General features: G+C 73.3%; 16 protein-coding genes. 4 read left to right on the top strand and 12 right to left on the bottom strand.

Going from position 1 to position 20370, the window contains the following annotated elements:
- The first annotated feature begins 177 nt into the window (after positions 1–177).
- Both IE249_RS25395 and IE249_RS25390 read left to right on the top strand, forming a co-directional pair.
- A complete protein-coding gene (locus tag IE249_RS25395; protein ID WP_189708255.1) occupies positions 178–639 on the top strand; it encodes a Rieske (2Fe-2S) protein in 462 nt (153 codons plus the stop codon).
- A 22-nt stretch (positions 640–661) separates the two neighbouring features.
- Positions 662–1384 (top strand): nucleotidyltransferase domain-containing protein, encoded by a 723-nt coding sequence (locus IE249_RS25390; protein WP_189708253.1) that lies wholly within the window; start codon positions 662–664, stop codon positions 1382–1384.
- Here the strand turns inward: IE249_RS25390 and IE249_RS25385 are convergent.
- From IE249_RS25385 to pyrG, 9 genes are all read right to left on the bottom strand, one after another.
- Positions 1381–2463: a pseudouridine synthase gene (locus IE249_RS25385; protein ID WP_189708252.1), complete on the bottom strand. Its 1083-nt coding sequence runs from the start codon at positions 2461–2463 to the stop codon at positions 1381–1383. The two genes, IE249_RS25390 and IE249_RS25385, sit on opposite strands and share 4 nt — an antisense overlap.
- Positions 2463–3149, bottom strand: a complete 687-nt coding sequence (gene scpB, locus IE249_RS25380; RefSeq protein WP_189708250.1) for an SMC-Scp complex subunit ScpB — start codon at positions 3147–3149, stop codon at positions 2463–2465. Before scpB ends, IE249_RS25385 begins: the two co-directional genes overlap by 1 nt.
- Complete coding sequence (locus IE249_RS25375; RefSeq protein ID WP_189708248.1) at positions 3146–4252, bottom strand: segregation and condensation protein A; 1107 nt, start codon at positions 4250–4252, stop codon at positions 3146–3148. Before IE249_RS25375 ends, scpB begins: the two co-directional genes overlap by 4 nt.
- Before the next feature lie 18 nt (positions 4253–4270).
- On the bottom strand, positions 4271–4873 hold the full coding sequence (locus IE249_RS25370; protein ID WP_189708246.1) for a hypothetical protein: 603 nt from the start codon (positions 4871–4873) through the stop codon (positions 4271–4273).
- Positions 4858–5994, bottom strand: a complete 1137-nt coding sequence (locus tag IE249_RS25365; RefSeq protein ID WP_189708243.1) for a ParA family protein — start codon at positions 5992–5994, stop codon at positions 4858–4860. Before IE249_RS25365 ends, IE249_RS25370 begins: the two co-directional genes overlap by 16 nt.
- Before the next feature lie 387 nt (positions 5995–6381).
- Complete coding sequence (gene ald, locus IE249_RS25360) at positions 6382–7506, bottom strand: alanine dehydrogenase (protein ID WP_189708241.1); 1125 nt, start codon at positions 7504–7506, stop codon at positions 6382–6384.
- Between the two features lie 135 nt (positions 7507–7641).
- Positions 7642–9738 (bottom strand): tetratricopeptide repeat protein, encoded by a 2097-nt coding sequence (locus IE249_RS25355; RefSeq protein WP_189708239.1) that lies wholly within the window; start codon positions 9736–9738, stop codon positions 7642–7644.
- A gap of 161 nt (positions 9739–9899) precedes the next feature.
- Positions 9900–10526: an NUDIX domain-containing protein gene (locus IE249_RS25350; RefSeq protein ID WP_189708237.1), complete on the bottom strand. Its 627-nt coding sequence runs from the start codon at positions 10524–10526 to the stop codon at positions 9900–9902.
- A 130-nt stretch (positions 10527–10656) separates the two neighbouring features.
- On the bottom strand, positions 10657–12324 hold the full coding sequence (pyrG, locus tag IE249_RS25345) for a CTP synthase (RefSeq protein ID WP_189708235.1): 1668 nt from the start codon (positions 12322–12324) through the stop codon (positions 10657–10659).
- 521 nt (positions 12325–12845) lie between these two features.
- Between pyrG and IE249_RS25340 the strand changes: the two genes are divergently transcribed.
- Both IE249_RS25340 and IE249_RS25335 read left to right on the top strand, forming a co-directional pair.
- Positions 12846–14648, top strand: a complete 1803-nt coding sequence (locus IE249_RS25340) for a glycoside hydrolase family 15 protein (protein WP_189708453.1) — start codon at positions 12846–12848, stop codon at positions 14646–14648.
- Between the two features lie 684 nt (positions 14649–15332).
- Positions 15333–16964, top strand: coding sequence for a PucR family transcriptional regulator (locus IE249_RS25335; RefSeq protein WP_189708233.1), 1632 nt, complete (start codon positions 15333–15335; stop codon positions 16962–16964).
- Between the two features lie 33 nt (positions 16965–16997).
- Here IE249_RS25335 and IE249_RS25330 read toward each other — a convergent pair whose 3' ends face one another.
- From IE249_RS25330 to IE249_RS25320, 3 genes are all read right to left on the bottom strand, one after another.
- Entirely contained in the window at positions 16998–18134 is a 1137-nt protein-coding gene (locus IE249_RS25330) for a glycosyltransferase family 4 protein (protein WP_189708231.1), read from the bottom strand.
- A 295-nt stretch (positions 18135–18429) separates the two neighbouring features.
- Positions 18430–19179, bottom strand: coding sequence for a hypothetical protein (locus IE249_RS25325; RefSeq protein WP_189708229.1), 750 nt, complete (start codon positions 19177–19179; stop codon positions 18430–18432).
- A 49-nt stretch (positions 19180–19228) separates the two neighbouring features.
- Positions 19229–20370, bottom strand: a 1142-nt coding sequence (locus tag IE249_RS25320) for a DNA repair protein RecN (protein ID WP_229859254.1), incomplete at its 5' end; no start/stop codon positions are given.

Raw genomic sequence — 20370 nt, 5'->3', positions numbered from 1 at the left:
GCGCGCACGGCGGGTGCGCCGCGCCCGCCCGCTGAGACGCGGTACGAAAAGCGAGTTTCGCGGCACTCCTCCGTGGTTGCTTCGCCTTGAGGTTCTTGGGTGGGAAGATGCCACTGCTCCCGCCCGGAGCCACGCTTCCTCCTGTTCTCTCCCCTCCCCCACACATGGAGTGACGACATGACCCATGGCTCGACGCGGCGCACGGTGATCGCGACGGGTGCGGCCGCGCTCGTGACGGCGGGGTGCGGCAACACGGGCAACGGCACCGAGAACTCCACCAAGACCTCCCCCTCGGCGAAGCCCACGCCCTCGGCCCCGGTCTCTGCCCCGACCTCGGCCCCCGCCTCGCCGGCGCACGCGCTGGCGAGCACGAGTGACATCCCCGAGGGCGGGGGCAAGGTGTTCGCGGCGCACAAGGTGGTGGTCACCCAGCCGAAGAAGGGCGAGTTCAAGGCCTTCTCGGCGGTCTGCACGCATGAGGGCTGCCTGGTCGACAAGGTCGCGGACGGCACCATCGACTGCCCCTGCCACGGCAGCCGCTTCCATGTGGCGGACGGCTCGGTCGCCAACGGTCCCGCCACACGGCCGCTGCCCGCCGAGCAGATCTCCGTGCAGGGAAATTCGATCAGCCTCGCCTGAGGATCCGCGTACGCTCCCGGCCATGCGCCCGGAGGATCTCGTACGCGACCACACCATCTACGCCTGTGTCATGGGCTCGCGCGCCTTCGGGCTGGCGACCGAGGACAGCGACACGGACCGGCGGGGCGTGTTCGTCGCCCCCACGGAACTGTTCTGGGGGTTCGACAAGCCGCCCACGCACGTGGACGGCCCCGGGCCCGAGCAGTTCGGCTGGGAGCTGGAGCGCTTCTGCGAGCTGGCCCTGCGCGGCAATCCGAACGTGCTGGAGTGCCTGCACTCCCCGCTCGTGGAGTACGCCGACGACACGGGCCGTGAACTCCTCGCCCTGCGCGAGGCGTTCCTCTCCCGCCAGGTGTACGTGACCTTCACCCGGTACGCGCTCGGCCAGCGCCGCAAGCTGGAGGCGGACGTCCGCACGCACGGCGCCCCGCGCTGGAAGCACGCGATGCACCTGCTGCGGCTGCTGCACAGCGCCCGCGACCTGCTGCGCACCGGCCGGCTGAGCATCGACGTGGGCGCGGAGCGCGAGGGGCTGCTGGCGGTGAAGCGGGGCGAGGTGTCCTGGGCCGAGGTCGAGTCCCGGATGGCCCGTCTGGCAGCCGAGGCCGAGGAGGCCTCCCGCCGCACCCCGCTGCCCGAGCGGCCCGACGGCCGGCGCGTGGCGGACTTCCTCTACCGGGTCCGCCACGCCTCCGCCCGCCGGGCGCCGAAAGCTCCGCCCGCCGTGCGGTCGCCGGGCTCCTAGAGGTCGACCTCCTGCATCAGCATGCCGACCTCGGTGTTGGACAGGCGGCGCAGCCAGCCCGACTTCTGGTCGCCCAGGGTGATCGGGCCGAAGGCCGTACGGACGAGCTTGTCGACCGGGAAGCCGGCCTCCGCGAGCATGCGGCGGACGATGTGCTTGCGGCCCTCGTGCAGGGTCACCTCGACGAGGTAGTTCTTGCCGGTCTGCTCGACCACCCGGAAGTGGTCCGCGCGGGCGTAGCCGTCCTCGAGCTGGATGCCGTCCTTCAGGCGCTTGCCGAGGTCGCGCGGGATCGGGCCGACGATGTGCGCGAGGTAGGTCTTCTTCACGCCGTACTTGGGGTGGGTCAGCCGGTGCGCCAGCTCGCCGTGGTTGGTGAGCAGGATCACGCCCTCGGTCTCGGTGTCGAGCCGGCCCACGTGGAACAGCCGCGTCTCGCGGTTGGTGACGTAGTCGCCGAGGCACTGGCGCCCCTCGGGGTCCTCCATGGTGGAGACCACGCCCGCGGGCTTGTTCAGCGAGAAGAACTGGTACGACTGCGTGGCCACGGTCAGCCCGTCGACCTTGACCTCGTCCCGCTCCGGGTCGACCCGGCGGCCCTGCTCCAGGACGATCTCGCCGTTGACCTCGACCCTCGCCTGCTCGATCAGTTCCTCGCAGGCGCGCCGGGAGCCGTATCCCGCGCGGGCGAGCACCTTCTGCAGCCGCTCGCCCTCCTGCTCGGCGCCGGGGAAGGTCTTGGGCAGCTTGATGTCCTTCTTGCCCGCGTAGCGCTCGCGGTTGCGCTCCTCGACCCGCGTCTCGTACTCGCGCGAGCGGGCCGGGGCCGTACGGCCGCGGCCGTCCGCGCCGCCCTGCTGCCGGGACTGCTTGGGGCCGCCCTTGGCACCGCCGCGGGCCGCCCCGCCGCGCCCGGACTTGGGGCCGTCCTTGGTGGCGTCGGGGCCCACGTCGTAGCGGCGCTCCTCGGGGCGGGGCTTGCGGGGCCGGCCCTGCCCCTGCTTGTCGTCCCTGCTGTTGCCGGCACCGCGGTAGTTGCCGCGCCCGCCCTGTCCGCCGTTCCTGCCGCTGCTTCGCATCAAAGTTCCGTCTGGTCGTCTACGTCGTGGGTACCCGGTCCCACCGGGGTGCCCGGCGCATCGTCGTCGGGCGCGTCCGGGTCGAACGACGGCACCCCCTCCTGGGTCTCGGCCTCGATCGCCTCCGCCTCCGGGAGGAAGGGCGCGAGCTCCGGGAGCTCGTCCAGACCGCGCAGGCCCATCCGCTCCAGGAAGTAGTTCGTCGTCCTGTACAGGATCGCACCTGTTTCGGGTTCCGCGCCCGCCTCCTCGACCAGACCGCGCTGGAGCAGGGTGCGCATCACACCGTCGCAGTTGACCCCGCGGACGGCCGAGACGCGGCTGCGGCTGACCGGCTGGCGGTAGGCGACCACGGCGAGGGTCTCCAGGGCGGCCTGGGTGAGCCGGGCCTGCTGGCCGTCGAGCACGAAGCCCTCGACGGCGGCGGCGTACTCGGGACGGGTGTAGAAGCGCCAGCCGCCGGCGATCAGCCGCAGCTCGAAGCCCCGGCGCTGCACGGTGTACTCGTCGGCCAGCTCGCGCAGCGCGTCCGCGACCTGCCGGCGGGGCCGCTCGAGTATCTTCGCGAGCTGCTCCTCGGTCGCGGGCTCGTCCACGACCATGAGGATCGCCTCCAGGGCGGGCTTGAGGTCGAGGCCGGCGACGGTGCGCGTACCGGCCGGGACCTCGGTGGTCTCCTCGCTCACGGCTTCTTCTCCTCCTTGGGCGGCTCGGGCGGCCGGTCGAACTCGTCGGTCACCGTGACAGTCTCGTCGCCGTCCCCTCCGGTCCAGCGCACCAGCAGCTCGCCGAGGGCGGTCTCCTGGTCCAGGGCCACGGCCTTCTCCCGGTACAGCTCCAGCAGGGCCAGGAAGCGGGCCACCACGGTGAGGGTGTCGTCGGTGTCCGACACCAGGACGCGGAAGCTGGCCTCGCCGAGTTCCCGGAGCCGGGCGACCACGATCCCGGCCTGTTCCCGCACGCTGACCAGGGGGGCGTGGATGTGGTCGACGTACACCTGCGGTTTGGGTCTGGGCTGCATGGCCTTGACCGCGAGCCTGGCGAAGCCCTCGGGGCCGATGCTGATGACGACCTCGGGGAGCAGTTCGGCGTGGTGCGGTTCGAGGCCGACGGTACGGGGGTGGCGCCGCGCCTCCTCCTCCAGCCGCCGGTTGAAGATGTCGGCGATCTGCTTGTACGCGCGGTACTGGAGCAGCCGGGCGAACAGCAGGTCGCGGGCCTCCAGGAGCGCGAGGTCGGCCTCGTCCTCCACCTCGGCGGCGGGCAGCAGGCGGGCCGCCTTGAGGTCGAGGAGGGTGGCGGCGACGACCAGGAACTCGGTCGTCTCGTCCAGGTCCCAGTCCGGCCCCATCGCGCGGATGTGCGCCATGAACTCGTCGGTCACCTTGGACAGCGCGACCTCGGTGACGTCCAGCTTGTGCCGGGAGATCAGCTGGAGCAGCAGATCGAACGGCCCCTCGAAGTTCGCCAGCCGGACCTTGAAAACCCCGTCGTCGCCCTGCTCGCCCTCCCCGGGCGCCTCGGTGGCGCCGGGCGTCTCGTGGCCGACCGGTGCCTCGGCGGTGGACGCCTCGGGAGCCTCGGCCTCGGGCCCGGTCCCCACGACAGCCGACGGCACCGGCTGCGCCACGTCGACGGCCGGAGCCACGTCGACGGCCGGAGCCGGGTCCACAGTCGGCACCGGCACGGCGGCCGGGGCCTGGGGGCCCGGGGCCGGCGGGGGTGCTCCCGGGCCCCGGCCCAGGGTGCGTCTGCGGGGGCCGGGGGCGGATGAGTCGTTCGAGGTCATGGCCCCCGCAGGCTACCGCTACCGTCCGCGAAGCCGGCGTACGAGGATGCTGGCGTCCCCGCGGGTCTCCAGGTCGGCGAGGACCACGGCGACCGCCTCGCGGACGATGCGGCCCCGGTCGACGGCCAGGCCGTGCTCGCCGCGCAGCACCAGGCGGGCGTGCTCGAGGTCCATGAGCTCCTCGGCGGAGACGTAGACCGTGATCTTCTCGTCGTGCCGCTCGCGGCCGCTGGGCCGGCGGGCCGCCGCCCGTCCGCGCTTGCGCGACTGCGGCTGGCCCGGGGCGGCGGCTTGGGCCGCTCCGGCGGCAGAACCTTCCTGCGCCCCCTGGCGCCGCGCTGACCGCTCCGCCGCGCCCGCCGTCCCGCGGCTGCGCGACTCGCCGGCGTCGGCCGGCTCCGCGTCGGCCGCGACGTGCTCGGCGCCCTCGCCGTCACCGCCCTGCGCGGGCACCGACTGCGGGGCGTCCTCCGCGGCCGCCGCCGCGTCGCTCTCCCCCGCGGGAGCGGGCACCCGGGCCTCGCCGTTGGCCTGGCGCCGGGGAGTGGACGCCTGGAGCGCCATCCCCCCTGTCGTACGGAACAGTTCGTCGGCCCCCGGCAGACTCACTCGGCGTGACACCGGGCGAGCACCTCCCTGGCGAGCTGGCGGTAGGCGGCGGCGCCGACGGAGTTGGAGGCGTAGGTGGTGATGGGCTCGCCGGCGACCGTGGTCTCCGGGAAGCGGACCGTGCGCCCGATGACCGTGTGGTAGACGTGGTCGTCGAACGCCTCGACGACACGCGCGAGCACCTCACGGCTGTGCACGGTGCGCGAGTCGTACATCGTGGCGAGGATCCCGTCGAGCTCCAGCTCCGGGTTGAGGCGCTCCTGGACCTTCTCGATGGTCTCGGTCAGCAGGGCCACACCGCGCAGCGCGAAGAACTCGCACTCCAGCGGCACGATCACCTTGTGCGCGGCCGTGAGCGCGTTGACGGTGAGCAGGCCGAGCGAGGGCTGGCAGTCGATCACGATGTAGTCGTAGTCGTCCATCAGCGGCTTGAGCGCGCGCTGGAGCGTCGACTCGCGGGCGACCTCGGAGACGAGCTGGACCTCGGCGGCCGACAGGTCGATGTTGCTGGGCAGCAGGTCCATGTTGGGGACCGCCGTCTTCAGCAGGACCTCGTCCGCGGACATGCCCCGCTCCATGAGCAGGTTGTAGACGGTGAGGTCGAGCTCCATGGGGTTGACGCCGAGACCCACCGACAGCGCGCCCTGCGGGTCGAAGTCCACGAGCAGCACGCGCCGGCCGTACTCCGCGAGCGCGGCACCCAGGTTGATGGTCGACGTGGTCTTGCCGACGCCGCCCTTCTGGTTGCACATCGCGATGATCTTCGCGGGTCCGTGGTCGGTCAGCGGCCCGGGGATCGGGAAGTACGGCAGCGGACGTCCGGTCGGGCCGATGCGCTCACGGCGCTGGCGGGCCGCGTCGGGCGCGAGCGTGGCCGCGTACTCGGGGTCGGGCTCGTACTCGGCGTCGGGGTCGTAGAAGTGCCCCTCGGGCAGTTCGTCGTAGTCGGCGAAGTGGTTGTGGGGCGCGCCACTTCCGTCGCCGGCCATGGCGTTCACGTGATGGCCATCCATGCTCTGGTGTGCTGGCTGGGTCACCCCTGACGTCCGGTGACCCTGGTGGGCTGCGAAGGTGCGCACAGCAACGGAGCCGACAGCCTCGAGCCCCGTGGGGCTCTGGCCCCGCGCAGGCATTCCTGGTTGACCACCCCCGGGAGAAAATGTCGACTCATTCACAAGTCGTCTTACCTCCTTGGTGACCAGGAAACTTCTAGACAGGTCAGCGTGGCACCATGCCGACGATTGGCGACTCTATGGCGTGTCGGCGGTCCGCAGCAACACAATCCGCCGGACCCGGCCCGATGTGTCGGCAATGAAACATCCCTCTGTCAAGGGCGTACGACCGTCGCACGGCAGGTTTCACCGGTGCGTGAATCGGTCGAACGGTTGCTTTCGCGGCGAGTTGACCGAGTGCGGCGAAGTGACCATACACACATCCGGCCGGACCTTGTCGGGCAAGGTCCGGCCGCTCGTGCGCGGTTGACGCGTCTTGTTGACGTATCGCCTTTACGGAAAGGCGACTTAGCCGAGCAGGGTCTCCAGCTCCACGTGCTCCAGGCCGTGCGCCTCGGCGACCTCGCGGTAAACGACCTTGCCGTCATGGGTGTTGAGGCCCTTGGCGAGCGCGGCGTCGCGGCGCAGCGCCTCCACCCAGCCACGGTTGGCCAGTTCGACGATGTACGGCAGCGTGGCGTTGGTCAGCGCGTAGGTGGAGGTGTTGGGCACCGCGCCGGGCATGTTGGCGACGCAGTAGAACACCGAGTCGTGGACCCGGAAGGTCGGCTCGGCGTGCGTGGTCGGGTGGGAGTCCTCGAAGCAGCCGCCCTGGTCGATCGCGATGTCGACAAGGACACTTCCCGCCTTCATCCGCGACACCAGCTCGTTGGTGACCAGCTTGGGGGCCTTGGCGCCCGGGATGAGCACGGCGCCGACCACGAGGTCGGCCTCGAGGCAGGCCTTCTCCAGCTCGAAGGCGTTGGAGACGACGGTCTGGATCTTCGTGCCGAAGATCTTGTCCGCCTCCTTGAGCTTGTTGATGTCCTTGTCGAGCAGGGTGACGTGGAAGCCCAGGCCGATGGCGATCTGCGCGGCGTTCCAGCCGGAGACGCCGCCGCCGATGATGACGGCCTTGCCGGCGGGCACGCCGGGGACGCCGCCGGGCAGCACACCGCGGCCGCCGGCGGCGGCCATCAGGTGGTAGGCGCCGACCTGCGGGGCCAGCCGGCCCGCGACCTCGGACATGGGGGCGAGCAGCGGCAGGGCGCGGCTGGGCAGCTCGACGGTCTCGTAGGCGATCGCCGTGGTGCCGGACTCCAGCAGGGCGTCCGTGCACGCCTTGGAGGCGGCCAGGTGCAGGTAGGTGAAGAGGATCTGGTCCTTGCGCAGGCGGTGGTACTCCTCGGCGACCGGCTCCTTGACCTTCAGCAGCAGGTCGGCCGAGGCCCAGACCTCGTCGGCCGTCTCGAGGATCTGAGCGCCGGCGGACACGTACTCCTCGTCCGGGATCGAGGAGCCGACGCCGGCGTTCCGCTCGACGACGACCTGGTGGCCGTTGCGCACCAGCTCGTGCACGCCGGCGGGGGTGATGGCCACCCGGAACTCGTTGTTCTTGACCTCGCGGGGGATGCCGACCTTCACGTCGATCACGGTCCTTGGCTCAGGGAATGTGGGGCAATACAAGACGTACCCAGGCATGCGTGGGCATACCAGGAGACACCGCAGGAGAACGAGCGGCAGAGCCAGTTTAATGAAGGCGTTCTCGCTGTCTAGCCTTTCATTGCATCAATCTTCAGGAGATGCACTGCGGATTTCGCAGGCGTTAGCGGCTTGTTCCGGTGATGTGCCGTCCGTTCCGCCCTCGTCGGGGCCGCCCTCGGGCCCGGTACCGTCCCCGAGCATCCGCTCCGCCGCCCCCCGGTGCAGGCGCGCCGCGACCGGGTCGCCCAGCCGTTCCAGGGTGTCGGCGAGCCGCAGTTGGAGGGCCGCCTGGAGCCGTGCGTCCTCGGCGCGGCGGGCCCACTCGACGGCCTCCTGGCAGGTGCGCAGACACTCCTCGGGCCGTCCCGCGTACTCCTGGACGCGCGCCAGTTCGCTGAGCGCCCGCGCGTGCGCCGCCACATCGCCCAGCTTGCGGTGCGCGGCGACGGCGGCCCGCCAGTTGCGCTGCGCCTCGCCGTAGCGGCCCGCGTAGGTGTGCGCGGTGGCCATCCGGCCGTACAGCCGGGCCGCGTCCGAGCGCTCCCCGCGGGCCAGGCGCTGGGCCAGGGCCCGGCCGAACCAGTCGGCCGCCCGGTCGTAGTCCCCGAGCTCCTGGTGGGCGCTGCCTACGGATTCCATCGCGCGGCCGGTCGCGTACGGGTCGTTCGCCTCGCGTCCGGCGTCCAGGGCGGCCCGGTAGCGGGCCAGCGCCTCGGCGGTGCGGCCGGTGCGGGCGTCGAGGTCGGCGAGGTTCAGCAGGGCGGCGGCCTTCTCGCGGGGCAGCTTGCGCCGCTCGGCCACGTCCAGGACGAGCCGGTGGACGCCGTACAGGTCGCCGGCGGCGGCCTGGGTGCCGAGGTGGGCGACCATGGCCCGCACCAACTGGGACATCAGCCGGCGGGCCAGGGTGTCCAGCTCCCCGTCGGCGACCGCCAGCCGGGCGGCGGCGAGCAGGGCGGGCCTGCGGGCGGCCAGCCAGTCGGCGGCGGCGCGCGGGGTGGCGAAGCGCAGTCCCTGCGGTAGCTGCCGCAGTCTCTCGCGGGCCTCGGGGCTGTCGGTCTCGGTGACCGCCCGGCAGGCCTGGAGCAGCCGCACGGTCCGCTCCAGCATGCGGGCGCGCGCGAGCTGCAGCTCGGCCGGGCGGTCGTGGCGCCGGGCGAGGGCAGTCAGCAGCGGATGCAAGCAGCCGGGGACCTCGTGGCGCGGCAGCGGCCCGGGTACCGTCCGCAGCAGCCCGAGGGCGGCGAAGTCGTCGAGCAGCTCCGCGGCGCTCTCCAGTGAGCAGCCGGCGAGCGCGGAGGCGGTGTGCGCGTCGACGTCGCCGGCCGGGGCGAGGGCGAGCAGGCGCAGCATCCGGGCGGCCGGGGCGGGCAGCCCGTCGTGCACCAGCCGCAGCACGCGGCCGAGCGCGGGGCCCTCCTCGGAGTCGGCGCGCAGCTGTTTGGCGAGGTCGGAGACGGCGGCCTGGGGGCGGGCGGCGAGCCAGCCGGCGGCCAGGGTGAGCGCGGCGGGCTGGCCCTGGCAGACCTCGGCCAGGCTCTCCGCGGCACGCGGGTCGACGGTGATCCGTACCGGGTCGATGCGGTGGGAGAGCAGCTCCACCCCGGACTTGGTGTCGAGCCCGCCCAGGGTGCAGGGCCGGACGTCGCAGATCCCGGTGAGGGGGCCCTCGGAGACCGCGACGAGCAGGCAGGCGGCGTCGTCCGGCAGCAGCGCGTCGACCTGCTCGGCGCCGGCCGCGTCGTCGAGCAGGAGCAGCGTCCGGGTGCCGGCGAGGGCGGCGCGCAGCGCGTAGGTCAGGTCGTCCTCGCCGGCGCCGGGCGGGGTCGGCCGGCCGAGGGCGGTGAGCAGGTCGCGGGCGGCCCGTTCGACGGGCACGGGGGTGCCGTCGGGCTCGGTGAGCCGGGCGCGCAGCACGCCGTCGGGATAGCGGTCGGAGATCCGGCGCACCAGCTCCCCGGCGAGCGCCGTACGGCCCGAGCCCGGCCGGCCCGCGATGAGGAGCACACGCGCGCGGGGCGCCTTGCGGCCGGAGAGGGTGTCCAGTCCGGCCCGCTCGATGTCGGCGCGCAGCTCCTTCAACTCCCGTGTGCGGCCCAGGAAGTGGCTCTCCGCGGCCGCCGGGAACCGGTCGCCGGCCGACCGGTTCTCGCCCCTTGCGTCCACCGCCTGATCCGTCACGGGCCACACTCCCGTCCCACCGCACGCGCACGCCCGCCGGTGCTCCGGTCCGGGCCAATGAAGAGCGTAGTTGAGGCCCGGTGCCGTTACGGGGGGAGCAGGGCGGACAGATCGCCCGATCGGATCAGGCGATGGTCACACCGGAAGGGGCCGGCGGGTGTTCAGGACTCGAAGGGACGCGCCGGCCACGGCGCCAGGGCCGGGCGCAGCGCGTCCAGGCCCTCGCCCTGCCGGGCGGCGAGCAGCGCCAGGACGCCGACCACCAGGCAGTTGTTGTGCAGCTCGCCGGCGAGCACGCCCCGGACCAGTTCGCCGGCCGGCACCCGGGCCAGTTCCAGGTCCGTCTCCTCGTGCTCGGCCGCGAAGCGCTCGCCCTCCGCCTCGGACAGATCCCGGGCGAGGAAGATCCGTACGGCCTCGTCGCAGCCGCCGGGGGTGGTGTAGACGTCCGTCAGCACCCGCCAGTCCCCGGCCTTGACGTGCGCCTCCTCGTACAGCTCGCGCTGGGCGGCGTGCAGCGGGTTCTCGCCGGGCACGTCGAGCAGCCCGGCCGGGATCTCCCACAGCCGCTGCCGCACGGGGTGGCGGTACTGGCGGATGACCAGGACCCGGTCCTCCTCGTCCAGGGCGAGCACGGCCACCGAGCCGGGGTGCACCTGGTAGTCGCGGCGGGCGACCGAGCCGTCGGGCATGACCACGTCGTCGGTGCGGACCGAGGTCTTGTTCCCGGTGAAAGGAGTCTCCGTCGCCCGGATCTCCCACTCCTCGGGAGTGTCCTTGATCGTCATGCCCTGTCCTTCCACACACACGTGTCACGCGCGTGGCGTGCCACGGACGTACAAGAGGTGACCGGCTCCGCGCGAAACCGGGGTGCCCGCCTTTGAAGGTTTGCACCCCGGCAACCGTACAACTGGTGTGTCAGTTGGCGTTCTTCCGCTCGACCGCGGCCTTCACCAGCCCCGCGAACAGCGGGTGCGGGCGGGTCGGCCGCGACCGCAGCTCGGGGTGGGCCTGCGTGGCGACCAGGTAGGGGTGGACGTCGCGCGGGTACTCGACGTACTCGACCAGCTTGCCGTCGGGCGAGGTGCCGGAGAAGACGATGCCCGCCTTCTTCTCCAGCTCGGCGCGGTAGGCGTTGTTGACCTCGTAGCGGTGGCGGTGGCGCTCCTCGACGTACTCCTTGCCGTCGTAGACCTCACGCACGATGGAGCCCTCGGCCAGCTTGGCCGGGTACATGCCCAGCCGCATGGTGCCGCCCATGTCGCCCTCGCCGGCCACGATGTCCAGCTGCTCGGCCATGGTGGAGATCACCGGGTGGGCGGTGGCGGGGTCGAACTCGGTGGAGTTCGCGTCGGAGATGTCGGCGAGGCTGCGCGCGGCCTCGATCACGATGCACTGCAGGCCCAGGCACAGGCCGAGCAGCGGGATCCGGTTCTCGCGGGCGTAGCGGATGGCGCCGACCTTGCCGAGCACACCGCGGTCGCCGAAGCCGCCCGGGATGCAGATGCCGTCGACGTCCGCGAGCTGGGCCTGGGCGCCGGCCGGGGTCTTGCAGTCGTCGGAGGTGACCCACTTGATCTTCACGCGCGCCTTGTTGGCGAAGCCGCCCGCGCGCAGCGCCTCGGTCACCGACAGGTAGGCGTCGGGCAGGTCGATGTACTTGCCGACCAGGGCGAGGGTGATCTCGTGGTCGGGGTTGTGGACACGGTCGAGCAGGTCGTCCCAGGTCGTCCAGTCCACGTCCCGGAAGGGCAGGTCCAGCTTGCGCACGACGTAGGCGTCCAGGCCCTCGGAGTGCACGACCTTCGGGATGTCGTAGATCGAGCGGGCGTCCGGGCAGGCGACGACGGCGGCCTCGTCGACGTCGCACATCAGGGAGATCTTGCGCTTGATCGCGGTGGGCACCTCGCGGTCGCAGCGCAGCACGATCGCGTCCGGCTGGATACCGATGTTGCGCAGGGCCGCGACCGAGTGCTGGGTCGGCTTCGTCTTCAGCTCTCCCGACGGCCCGATGTAGGGAAGGAGGGAGATGTGCACCACGAAGACGTTGTCCCGGCCGACCTCGTGACGGACCTGGCGGACCGTCTCCAGGAACGGCAGGGACTCGATGTCGCCGACCGTGCCGCCGACCTCGGTGATGACGACGTCCACCTCGTCGGTGGCCATCCGGCGGATGCGGTGCTTGATCTCGTTGGTGATGTGCGGGATGACCTGCACCGTGTCGCCGAGGTACTCGCCGCGCCGCTCCTTGGCGATCACCGTGGAGTAGACCTGGCCTGTAGTGACGTTGGCGGTGCCGTCCAGGTCGCGGTCGAGGAAGCGCTCGTAGTGTCCGATGTCCAGGTCGGTCTCCGCACCGTCGTTGGTGACGAACACCTCACCGTGCTGGAAGGGGTTCATCGTGCCCGGGTCGACGTTCAGGTACGGATCGAGCTTCTGCATCACCACGCGCAGGCCACGGGCCTTGAGCAGCATGCCGAGGCTGGAGGCGGTCAGGCCCTTGCCGAGCGAGGAGGCGACGCCCCCGGTGACGAAGATGTGCTTGGTCGTCGTGGCGGTGCTGTTTCGGAAAGCAGCGGGCGGCATGGCCAAGAGGGGGCTCCCGTGGTCGCGGTTTGTCGTGCGGTGCGGCTGTCCGGCCCGCCGGGAATCCCGGGTGGTGCGGCCGAGGCGCCGTCGCTGCGGTTCGGGGGTTTCGAGCCCACCGGTCCACGGGCTACCAGGGTATCAGCGCCCGGGACCGATGGCTTCCGGCCACTCTCCGCACACATCCCGACACATGCGCGCACCGCTCACAGGTCCTGCACCCGTGGCTCACCCGTTCGGCGCATACGCGTTGCCCGGAGGGGCACGCACATCATCTACGTGCGTCGTATCCTGCTCGGACACTCGCTGCCGAGCCCGGCCGGCAACACGGCACCACCCCCCGCCCGTAACCACCGGAACATCGAGAGCTCGTCAGTTCGTTGAGCAGAGGTTGTCGTTCGGCCGCACGGCCGGCCGGCGGTTCTTCCCCACCGCTCGACGACGCATTACAACCACCCCTTGACCGCACTAGCGACAGCCCCTTCGTGGGGTGTGACGTGGCCGTTCGACTGGAGTTGCACGTGGCCGGGCGCATCGAAGACTACGCACTCATCGGAGACATGCAGACCGCTGCCCTGGTCTGCCGGGACGGCACGGTGGACTGGCTGTGCCTGCCCCGCTTCGACTCGCACGCCATCTTCGCCGGTCTGCTGGGCACCGAGGAACACGGCTTCTGGCGCCTGGGTCCCGCCCACGCCGCCGACGCCGAGCCCCCCACGGCCGCCCGGCGCAGCTACCGGGGCGACTCGCTGATCCTGGAGTCCGAGTGGGACACCCCGCGCGGCACGGTCCGCGTGACCGATTTCATGCCCCCGCGCGACGGCGCCCCCCAGCTGATCCGCATCGTGGAGGGCATCTCGGGCCGGGTCCCCATGCGCTCCGCCCTGCGCATGCGCTTCTCCTACGGCCGTGTCGTCCCCTGGGTGCACCGGCACGAGAACCGGACGGTGGCCGTCGCCGGCCCCGACTCCGTGTGGTTCGACACATCGGCGGAGACCTACGGGAAGTCGCTGACGACGTACGCGGACTTCACCGTCGCCCCCGGTGACCGGATCGCGTTCACCATCTCCTGGCAGCCCTCGCACAAGGAGCCGCCGCCCCTGCCGGAGCCGGAGCAGTCGCTGGAGGCGACGGAGGAGTTCTGGCGCGAGTGGGTCGGTCACTGTACGTACCACGGTCCGTACCGCGAGGCCGTCGTGCGCTCCCTGATCACGCTCAAGGCCCTGACGTACGCCCCCACCGGCGGCATCGTCGCGGCGCCCACCACGTCCCTGCCCGAGGACATCGGCGGCGTGCGCAACTGGGACTACCGCTACACCTGGCTGCGCGACGCGGCGATCACCCTGTCCTCGCTGCTGCGCACCGGCTACCGCGAGGAGGCCCGTGCCTGGCGCGAGTGGCTGCTGCGCGCGGTGGCCGGCGACCCGGACAACCTGCAGATCATGTACGGCATCGCCGGCGAGCGCGAGCTCGGCGAGGCGGAGCTCGACTGGCTGCCCGGCTACGAGAACTCCGCCCCGGTCCGGGTGGGCAACGGCGCCGCCCACCAGCTCCAGCTCGACGTCTACGGCGAGGTCACCGAGGCCCTGCACCTGGCCCACATGACGGGCCTGGCCCGCAACGACTACGCCTCGCTGCTCCAGCTGAAGCTGATCCGCTACCTGGAGGAGCACTGGCAGGAGCCCGACGAGGGCATCTGGGAGGTGCGCGGGCCGCGCCGCCACTTCGTGCACTCCAAGGTCATGGCGTGGGTCGCGGTGGACCGCACGATCAAGCTCATGGAGTCCGGGGACGTGGACGGCCCGCTGGAGCGCTGGAAGGAGCTGCGCGAGGAGATCCACCGGGACGTGTGCGAGAAGGGCTACGACAAGGAGCGCAACACCTTCACGCAGTCCTACGGCTCCCGCGAGCTGGACGCGTCCTTGCTGCTCATCCCCCAGATGGGCTTCCTGCCGCCGGACGACAAGCGGGTCATCGGCACCATCGAGGCGATCCAGCGCGAGCTGTCCACCCCGGACGGCTTCATCCTGCGCTACCCCACCTCGGGCGACAACGCGGGCGTCGACGGACTGCCGGGCGACGAGGGCGCCTTCCTCGCCTGCTCGTTCTGGATGGCGGACGACCTGGCGATGATCGGCCGCGTCGACGAGGCCCGCAGGCTCTTCGAGAAGCTTTTGTCCCTGCGCAACGACCTCGGTCTGCTGGCCGAGGAATGGGACCCCCGTCTCCAGCGCCAGGTGGGCAACTTCCCCCAGGCCTTCAGCCACGTCCCCCTGATCGACACGGCCCTGCGCCTGACGGCCAGCGGGGCCTACGGGGGCTGAACTCCGCAGCGGGATCCCCGCCTCCGGCGCCGCCCGCGCCGGAGGCGGAAGGCGACTCCCGGCCGCCCGCCGGCTCCACCGCCCCGCGGCGCAGCAAGAGGGCGGCCGGAACGACCGCCGAGGTCGCGGCCGGCACCGCGCAGGCGCCCAGGGCCGCCGCGAGCGCCGCCCACGGGATCCCGACGGACGTCGGCACCGAGCAGGCGCGGCGCGCCCCACATGCCCGCCGGGTCGAGCCCGGCGGGCACGTCGTCCGCGTCCGCACCGTCCGTGAGGCGTACGTCGGCCCGGTCGACGGGCGTCGCGGGGGCGCCCCGGAGGCGTTGCGCGGGTGGCGTGGACGCCGTTGTCGCCGGTGCCGACGGTCATGACCGCGGTGATCCTCAGGGACTTCCTCGTGCCGTCGCCGTGCCACACGTCCACCCGCTCGCCCCCGGTGTGCTTCTCCGGTTGGTGGTCTCCGAAGCGGCGATCGGCAAGCACGTCGGCAGCATCCTCATCAAGCCGGACCCGCCTTTGACGGACACGACCCACCGCAGGGTCCTGGCCGTCCTCACCTGTCCGCGGGCCCGATGTGCGGGCCTGACCCCACCGAGCGGCCGGCGACCGTCGCGGGCCGGCGGCGCGCGCCGGTGTCGCCCCGAGGCTGCCCTCGGGGGAAAGTTGCAGGTAGCGTCCGGTTTCATGGACCGCAGACTCGACTCCGAGGGCGCCGGGATCACCGTGCAGCGTGCTCTCGAACTGCCCGGCCTGCGCAGTGGCCTCCCCGAGGTCCTCGCCGGCGCCGACAAGCTCACCCGCACCGTCCGCTGGGTGCACGCCGGCGAGGTCCCCAACATCGCCTCGCTGCTCAAGGGCGGCGAGCTCCTCCTCACCACCGGCTACGGCCTGGGGACCCGCCCCGCCGACCAGCGCGCCTTCGTCCGCACCCTCGCCGAGCGCGGCATCGCGGCCCTGGTGGTGGAGCTCGGCCCCCGCTTCGCCCGGCTGCCCGCGGCCCTGGTCGAGACCGCCCGCACCGCCGGCCTCCCGCTGGTCCAGCTGCACCGGGAGGTGCCGTTCGTCACGGTCACCGAGGAGATCCACACCGAGATCGTCAACGGCCACTACGCACTGCTCCAGCGCGCCGAGGAGGTCCACCGGCGCTGCACGGAGGCGCTGCTCGGAGGGGGCGGCGTACCGCAGGTACTGGGCATCCTGGCCGGTTTCGCCGACAACCCGGTGTTCCTGGAGACCCCGGACGGCCGGCTCCTCTACGCGGCCGGCTCCGGCCCCGAGGGCGCCGACCCGCTGCAGGTCTGGGAGGGTCTGCGCGGCCAGCACAAGGACGCCCCGCCTCCGGCCGGCTCGATCCTGGTGGACGTCCCCGGGGGCGGCCCGGGGACGGGCACGGTGCGCGCCCGGCTGGTGCTGCTGCCGGTCCGCGCACCGCTCGCCCCCGTGCACCGCATGGCCGCCGAACGGGCCGCGGGCATCCTGGCCGTGGTGCTGATGCAGGCCCGGCAGGAGGAGGAGCTCGCGGCGCGCGGTCGCGGCGACTTCCTCACCGACCTCGCCGAGGGCCGTATCAGCGCCGAGGACGCTCCCGCGCAGGCACGGGTGCTCGGCTTCAAGCCGGGCGGCAGCCCGCTGCTGCCGGTGGTGATGCGCCTGGGCGACGCCCTCGCCCCGAGCGGTGGCTGGGCCGTGCTGGCGCGCGCGGTGGCCGAGGAGCTGGCCTCGGTGGGCGTACCGGTGCTGCTGGGCGTGCGCCCGGTCGAGGGCCGCGTCCTGCTGCTGGTCGGCCTGCGCGCGGAGACGGAGCGGGCGGCCGTCGCCGACCGGGTCGCGGCGGCGCTGCGGGCCGGTGTGGAGCGGGCCGGGATGAGGCGGCCGGGGGCGCAGCCGCCCGTGGTGGTCGTCGGGGTGGCGGGCGGCTGGGCGGCCGCGTCGGCGGGACTGCGGCACGCGGCGGAGACCGCGACGGCGGCGCTCGGACTGCCGGAACGGTCCTGGTACGACGCCCGGCGCCTGGACATCGACCTGCTGCTGTGGCGGCTGCGCGACCACCCGGACCTCGCGGCCTTCGTCGACCGCGCCCTCGGCCCACTGCTCGACCACGACGACCGGTCCCGGCCTCCGCTGCTGCCCACCCTGCAGACGTATCTGGCGCACGCCGGCCGCAAGGCCGAGACCGCCCGCGAACTGCACCTCAACCGCCAGACGCTCTACAACCGCCTGGCCCGCATCGGGGAGTTGCTGGGCACGGACCTCGACGACCCGCAGACCGTCCTGGCGTTGAGCCTCGCCCTGCGCGCCCGCAGGCACGTGCCCTGACCGCCCGGCGTCCGGCGTCCGGCGTCCGGCCCTTCAGCGCCGGCCGAGCGGCCTCGGCCGGGTCAACTCGTCGTAGACGCTGAGCACCTGGGCGACCGTCTCGTCCTCGGTCGGCCAGGTGGCCGCCTGCCGGGCGCCCTCCTCGCGCAGCGCCTGGCAGCGCCCGGGGTCCCCGAGCAGGCGTACGACGGCGGCGGCGAACTCCTCCGGGTCACCGGTCGGCACGAGTTCGGCGGCCTCCCCGACGAGTTCGGGAACGCTGCCGGTCCGCGCCGCGACGAGCGGCACGCGCGCGTGCAGGGCCTCCTGCGCAAGCACCGAGCGCGCCTCCCAACTGCCCGGCAGCAGAGCCATGTCGGCGGCCGCGAGCAGCTCACCGACGTCGTCGCGCCGCCCGAGGAGGCGGACCGGCAGCTCCTCGTCCTCGATCCGCCGCTGTAGCGCGCCGCGCAGCGGCCCCTCCCCGGCGATCACGAGCAGCGGCAGGGGGTCGAGCAGCCGCCACGCGCGGGCGGCGTCCAGCAGGAGCTCATGGCCCCGGTGCGGGTCGAGGGAGGCGACCGCGATGAGCAACGGCCGGTCGGTGGCGCCCAGTTCGGCACGCACCTTGGACGGCGGGCGCTCCGGGTGCTCGTATCCGGAGCGCGGCCGGGGCACGGCGACCGCCGCGAGCCGGGCGTCCCGGGCGCCCCGGTGCCGGGCGCGGTCCACGAGTTCGGAGGTCGTGCCGAGCACCACGGCGGCCGCCCTCACCACCCGCCGCTCCAGCATGCGCAGCAGATGGCCGCGCGGGCCCTCGGCGTGGGAGTGGTTGTGCCAGGTGACCACGAGAGGCGTCTCGCGCCCGCTGAGCGCCAGCACCGCGCGGAAGGACGCGTGCAGCCCGTGCGCGTGCACCAGGTCGGCGTCGGCGCACGCGGTGCGCAGCGCGGCCACGGACACCGGGTCGCTGCTGCGCGGCACATGGACGTGGGCGGCGCCGGCCCCGGTGAATCCGTAGGCGCGGTCCGCTTCCACGGGGGCGCACACCGTGACCCGCACGCCCCTGGCGACCAGCCCCGCAGCCAGGGACCGCACATGGGCGCTGCTGCCGGCGTTGCCGCCGCCCAGCACCTGCACGGTGCGCAGCGGCGACTGACCGTGCGATGCGTGGCTGCTCGCGGGGCTCACGTGGGCCGGGACTCCTGGTTCGGCGGGCGTTCGGGCTGTCGGGTGTCAGGGCTGTCGGGCGCACCGGGGGTGGTGCCCCAAGGATGCCAGTACGTACGGGTGTTCCGGGACCGTCGGGGTGCGGCGACCGTAGGGGGGACAGGGCACCGCGGCAGTCCGTATCGCCCACACGAGTGAAACCGGCGCATCGAGCCGGCGCACGCGCCACCCCGCGCCTGACCGCGCGACCCTCCGGGGGCGCGTACGGCGCCGGGCACGGCGGTCCGCGCGGCGCCGGGCACGGCGGTCCGGCGGCTCACAGTGAGCGGGCGAGCTCGCTCACCCGGTCGCCGTACACGGCCGCGCCCACCACGGCGACGGCGTGCGCCAGCAGACCGGGGCGCCCGTTGCACGCGACGGCGGCCGTTCCGAGGGCCGCGCCCAGGGCGTGCGCGCCGGTGTCGCCGAGCATGGTGCGCTCGGCGAGGTCGCCGGGCAGCGCGGCCACGGCGGCTCCCGTCACCACGGCGGCCAGTCCGGTTCCCCGTCCGCCGCGCAACAGCCCGGGCGCCGCGAGGGCGAGTGCCGCGCCGGCGGCCCGGCCGGGGCGTACGTCGACGAGGTTGACCGCGTGGGCGGCTCCGGCGACGACGACACCGGCGAGCAGCCTGTCCAGCGGCCGCTCCTTGAGGAAGGCCCCGGCGGCGAGGGCGGCGGCCGAGATCCCGAACAACTTGACCGCGCCGCTGGTGACTTCTCCGCCCCGGAGCGCACCGAGGTGGGCGCGGAAGCCGCGTCGCGGGTCGCCCGCCCCCGCGATGTCGTCGTAGGCCCCGCAGGCACCGGCGGCCAGGACCACCAGTCCGGCCGCGGGATGCACACGCCCGGCGCCGGCCGCGGCCGCCACCGCGGTGGCGGGCCCGGAGTACAGGCCGACCGCCCGGCCCGCGTGGTTCGTGCGCTCCCAACGCCCGCGGCCGCCCGGCGCGCTCGCGCGCAGCACGGCCGTCCCGGCCCAGGTGAGACCGGCGGCCAGGGCGAACGAGGTGACGGCACGGCAGATCATCCCGTCACCCTACGCACTCCCCCGGTCCGCCCGGTCCCCGCGGGTCTTCCTACAGATCCGCCCGTGCCGTGGCCAGCAGTTCCTCCGCGTGGGCGCGAGCCGTCTCGGAGTCCTCCTGGCCGGCCAGCATCCGCGACAGCTCCCGGACCCGGTCCTCGCCCTCGAGCACCTTCACGCCCGACCGCGTCACGGACCCGTCGTCGGTCTTCTCGACCAGCAGCTGCCGGTCGGCGAACGCGGCGACCTGCGGCAGGTGGGTCACCACCACGACCTGCGCGGTCCTGGCGAGCTTGGCCAGGCGCCGCCCGATCTCCACGGCCGCCTTGCCGCCGACGCCCGCGTCGACCTCGTCGAACAGATACGTCGGCACCGGGTCCGTACCGGCGAAGACGACCTCCACCGCGAGCATCACACGCGACAGCTCACCTCCGGACGCTCCCTTGGCGATCGGCCGGGGCGGCGCTCCGGGGTGCGGGGCGAGCAGCAGCTCGACCTCGTCCACGCCGGCCGGGCCGTAGGCCACCGTGCGCCCGCCGACCTCGACGCCCTCGGGGTCCTCGGTCTGGCGCAGGGCGAACGACACGCGCGCGTGGGGCATGGCGAGCGAGGCCAGCTCGGCGGTGACGGCGGCGGCGAACCGCTCCGCGGCCTCCGTCCGCGCGTCCGTCAGCCCCTGGGCGAGCCCGCCCAGTTCGGCGCGCAGCGCGTCCCGCTCGGCGGTCAGCTCGCCGATCCGCTCGTCGTCGGAGTCCAGCTCGGTCAGCCGGGCGGCCGAACGCTCCGCCCAGGCCAGTACGGCGGCCACGTCCTCCCCGTACTTGCGGGTGAGGGAGGTCAGCGCGGCCCGCCGCTCCTCCACGGCCGCGAGCCGCAGCGGATCGGCGTCCAGGTCGTCGGCGTACCCGGCCAGTTCCCCGGCCACGTCACCGAGCAGGATGCCGATCTCGCCGATGCGGTCGGCGAGCGCGGCGAGCGCCGGGTCGTGGGAGCGCACGGCCTCCAGGGCCCGCTGCGCGCCGGCGACCAGGGTGGCCGCGTCGATGCCCTCGGGGTCCTCCGGATCGCCCGCGAGGGCGCGGTGCGCCGCCGTCGCGGCGGACGACAGGGCCTCGGCGTGCCCGAGCCGCTCCGCCTCCTCGGCGAGCTCGGTGTCCTCCCCTGCGCGCGGTTCGACCCCGGCGATCTCGTCGA

It is taken from the genome of Streptomyces anandii JCM 4720 (assembly GCF_014650655.1).
Lineage (GTDB): Bacteria > Actinomycetota > Actinomycetes > Streptomycetales > Streptomycetaceae > Streptomyces > Streptomyces anandii.
Note: the sequence above shows the minus strand (reverse complement) of the source record. Positions and strands in the feature narration are given on the sequence as shown.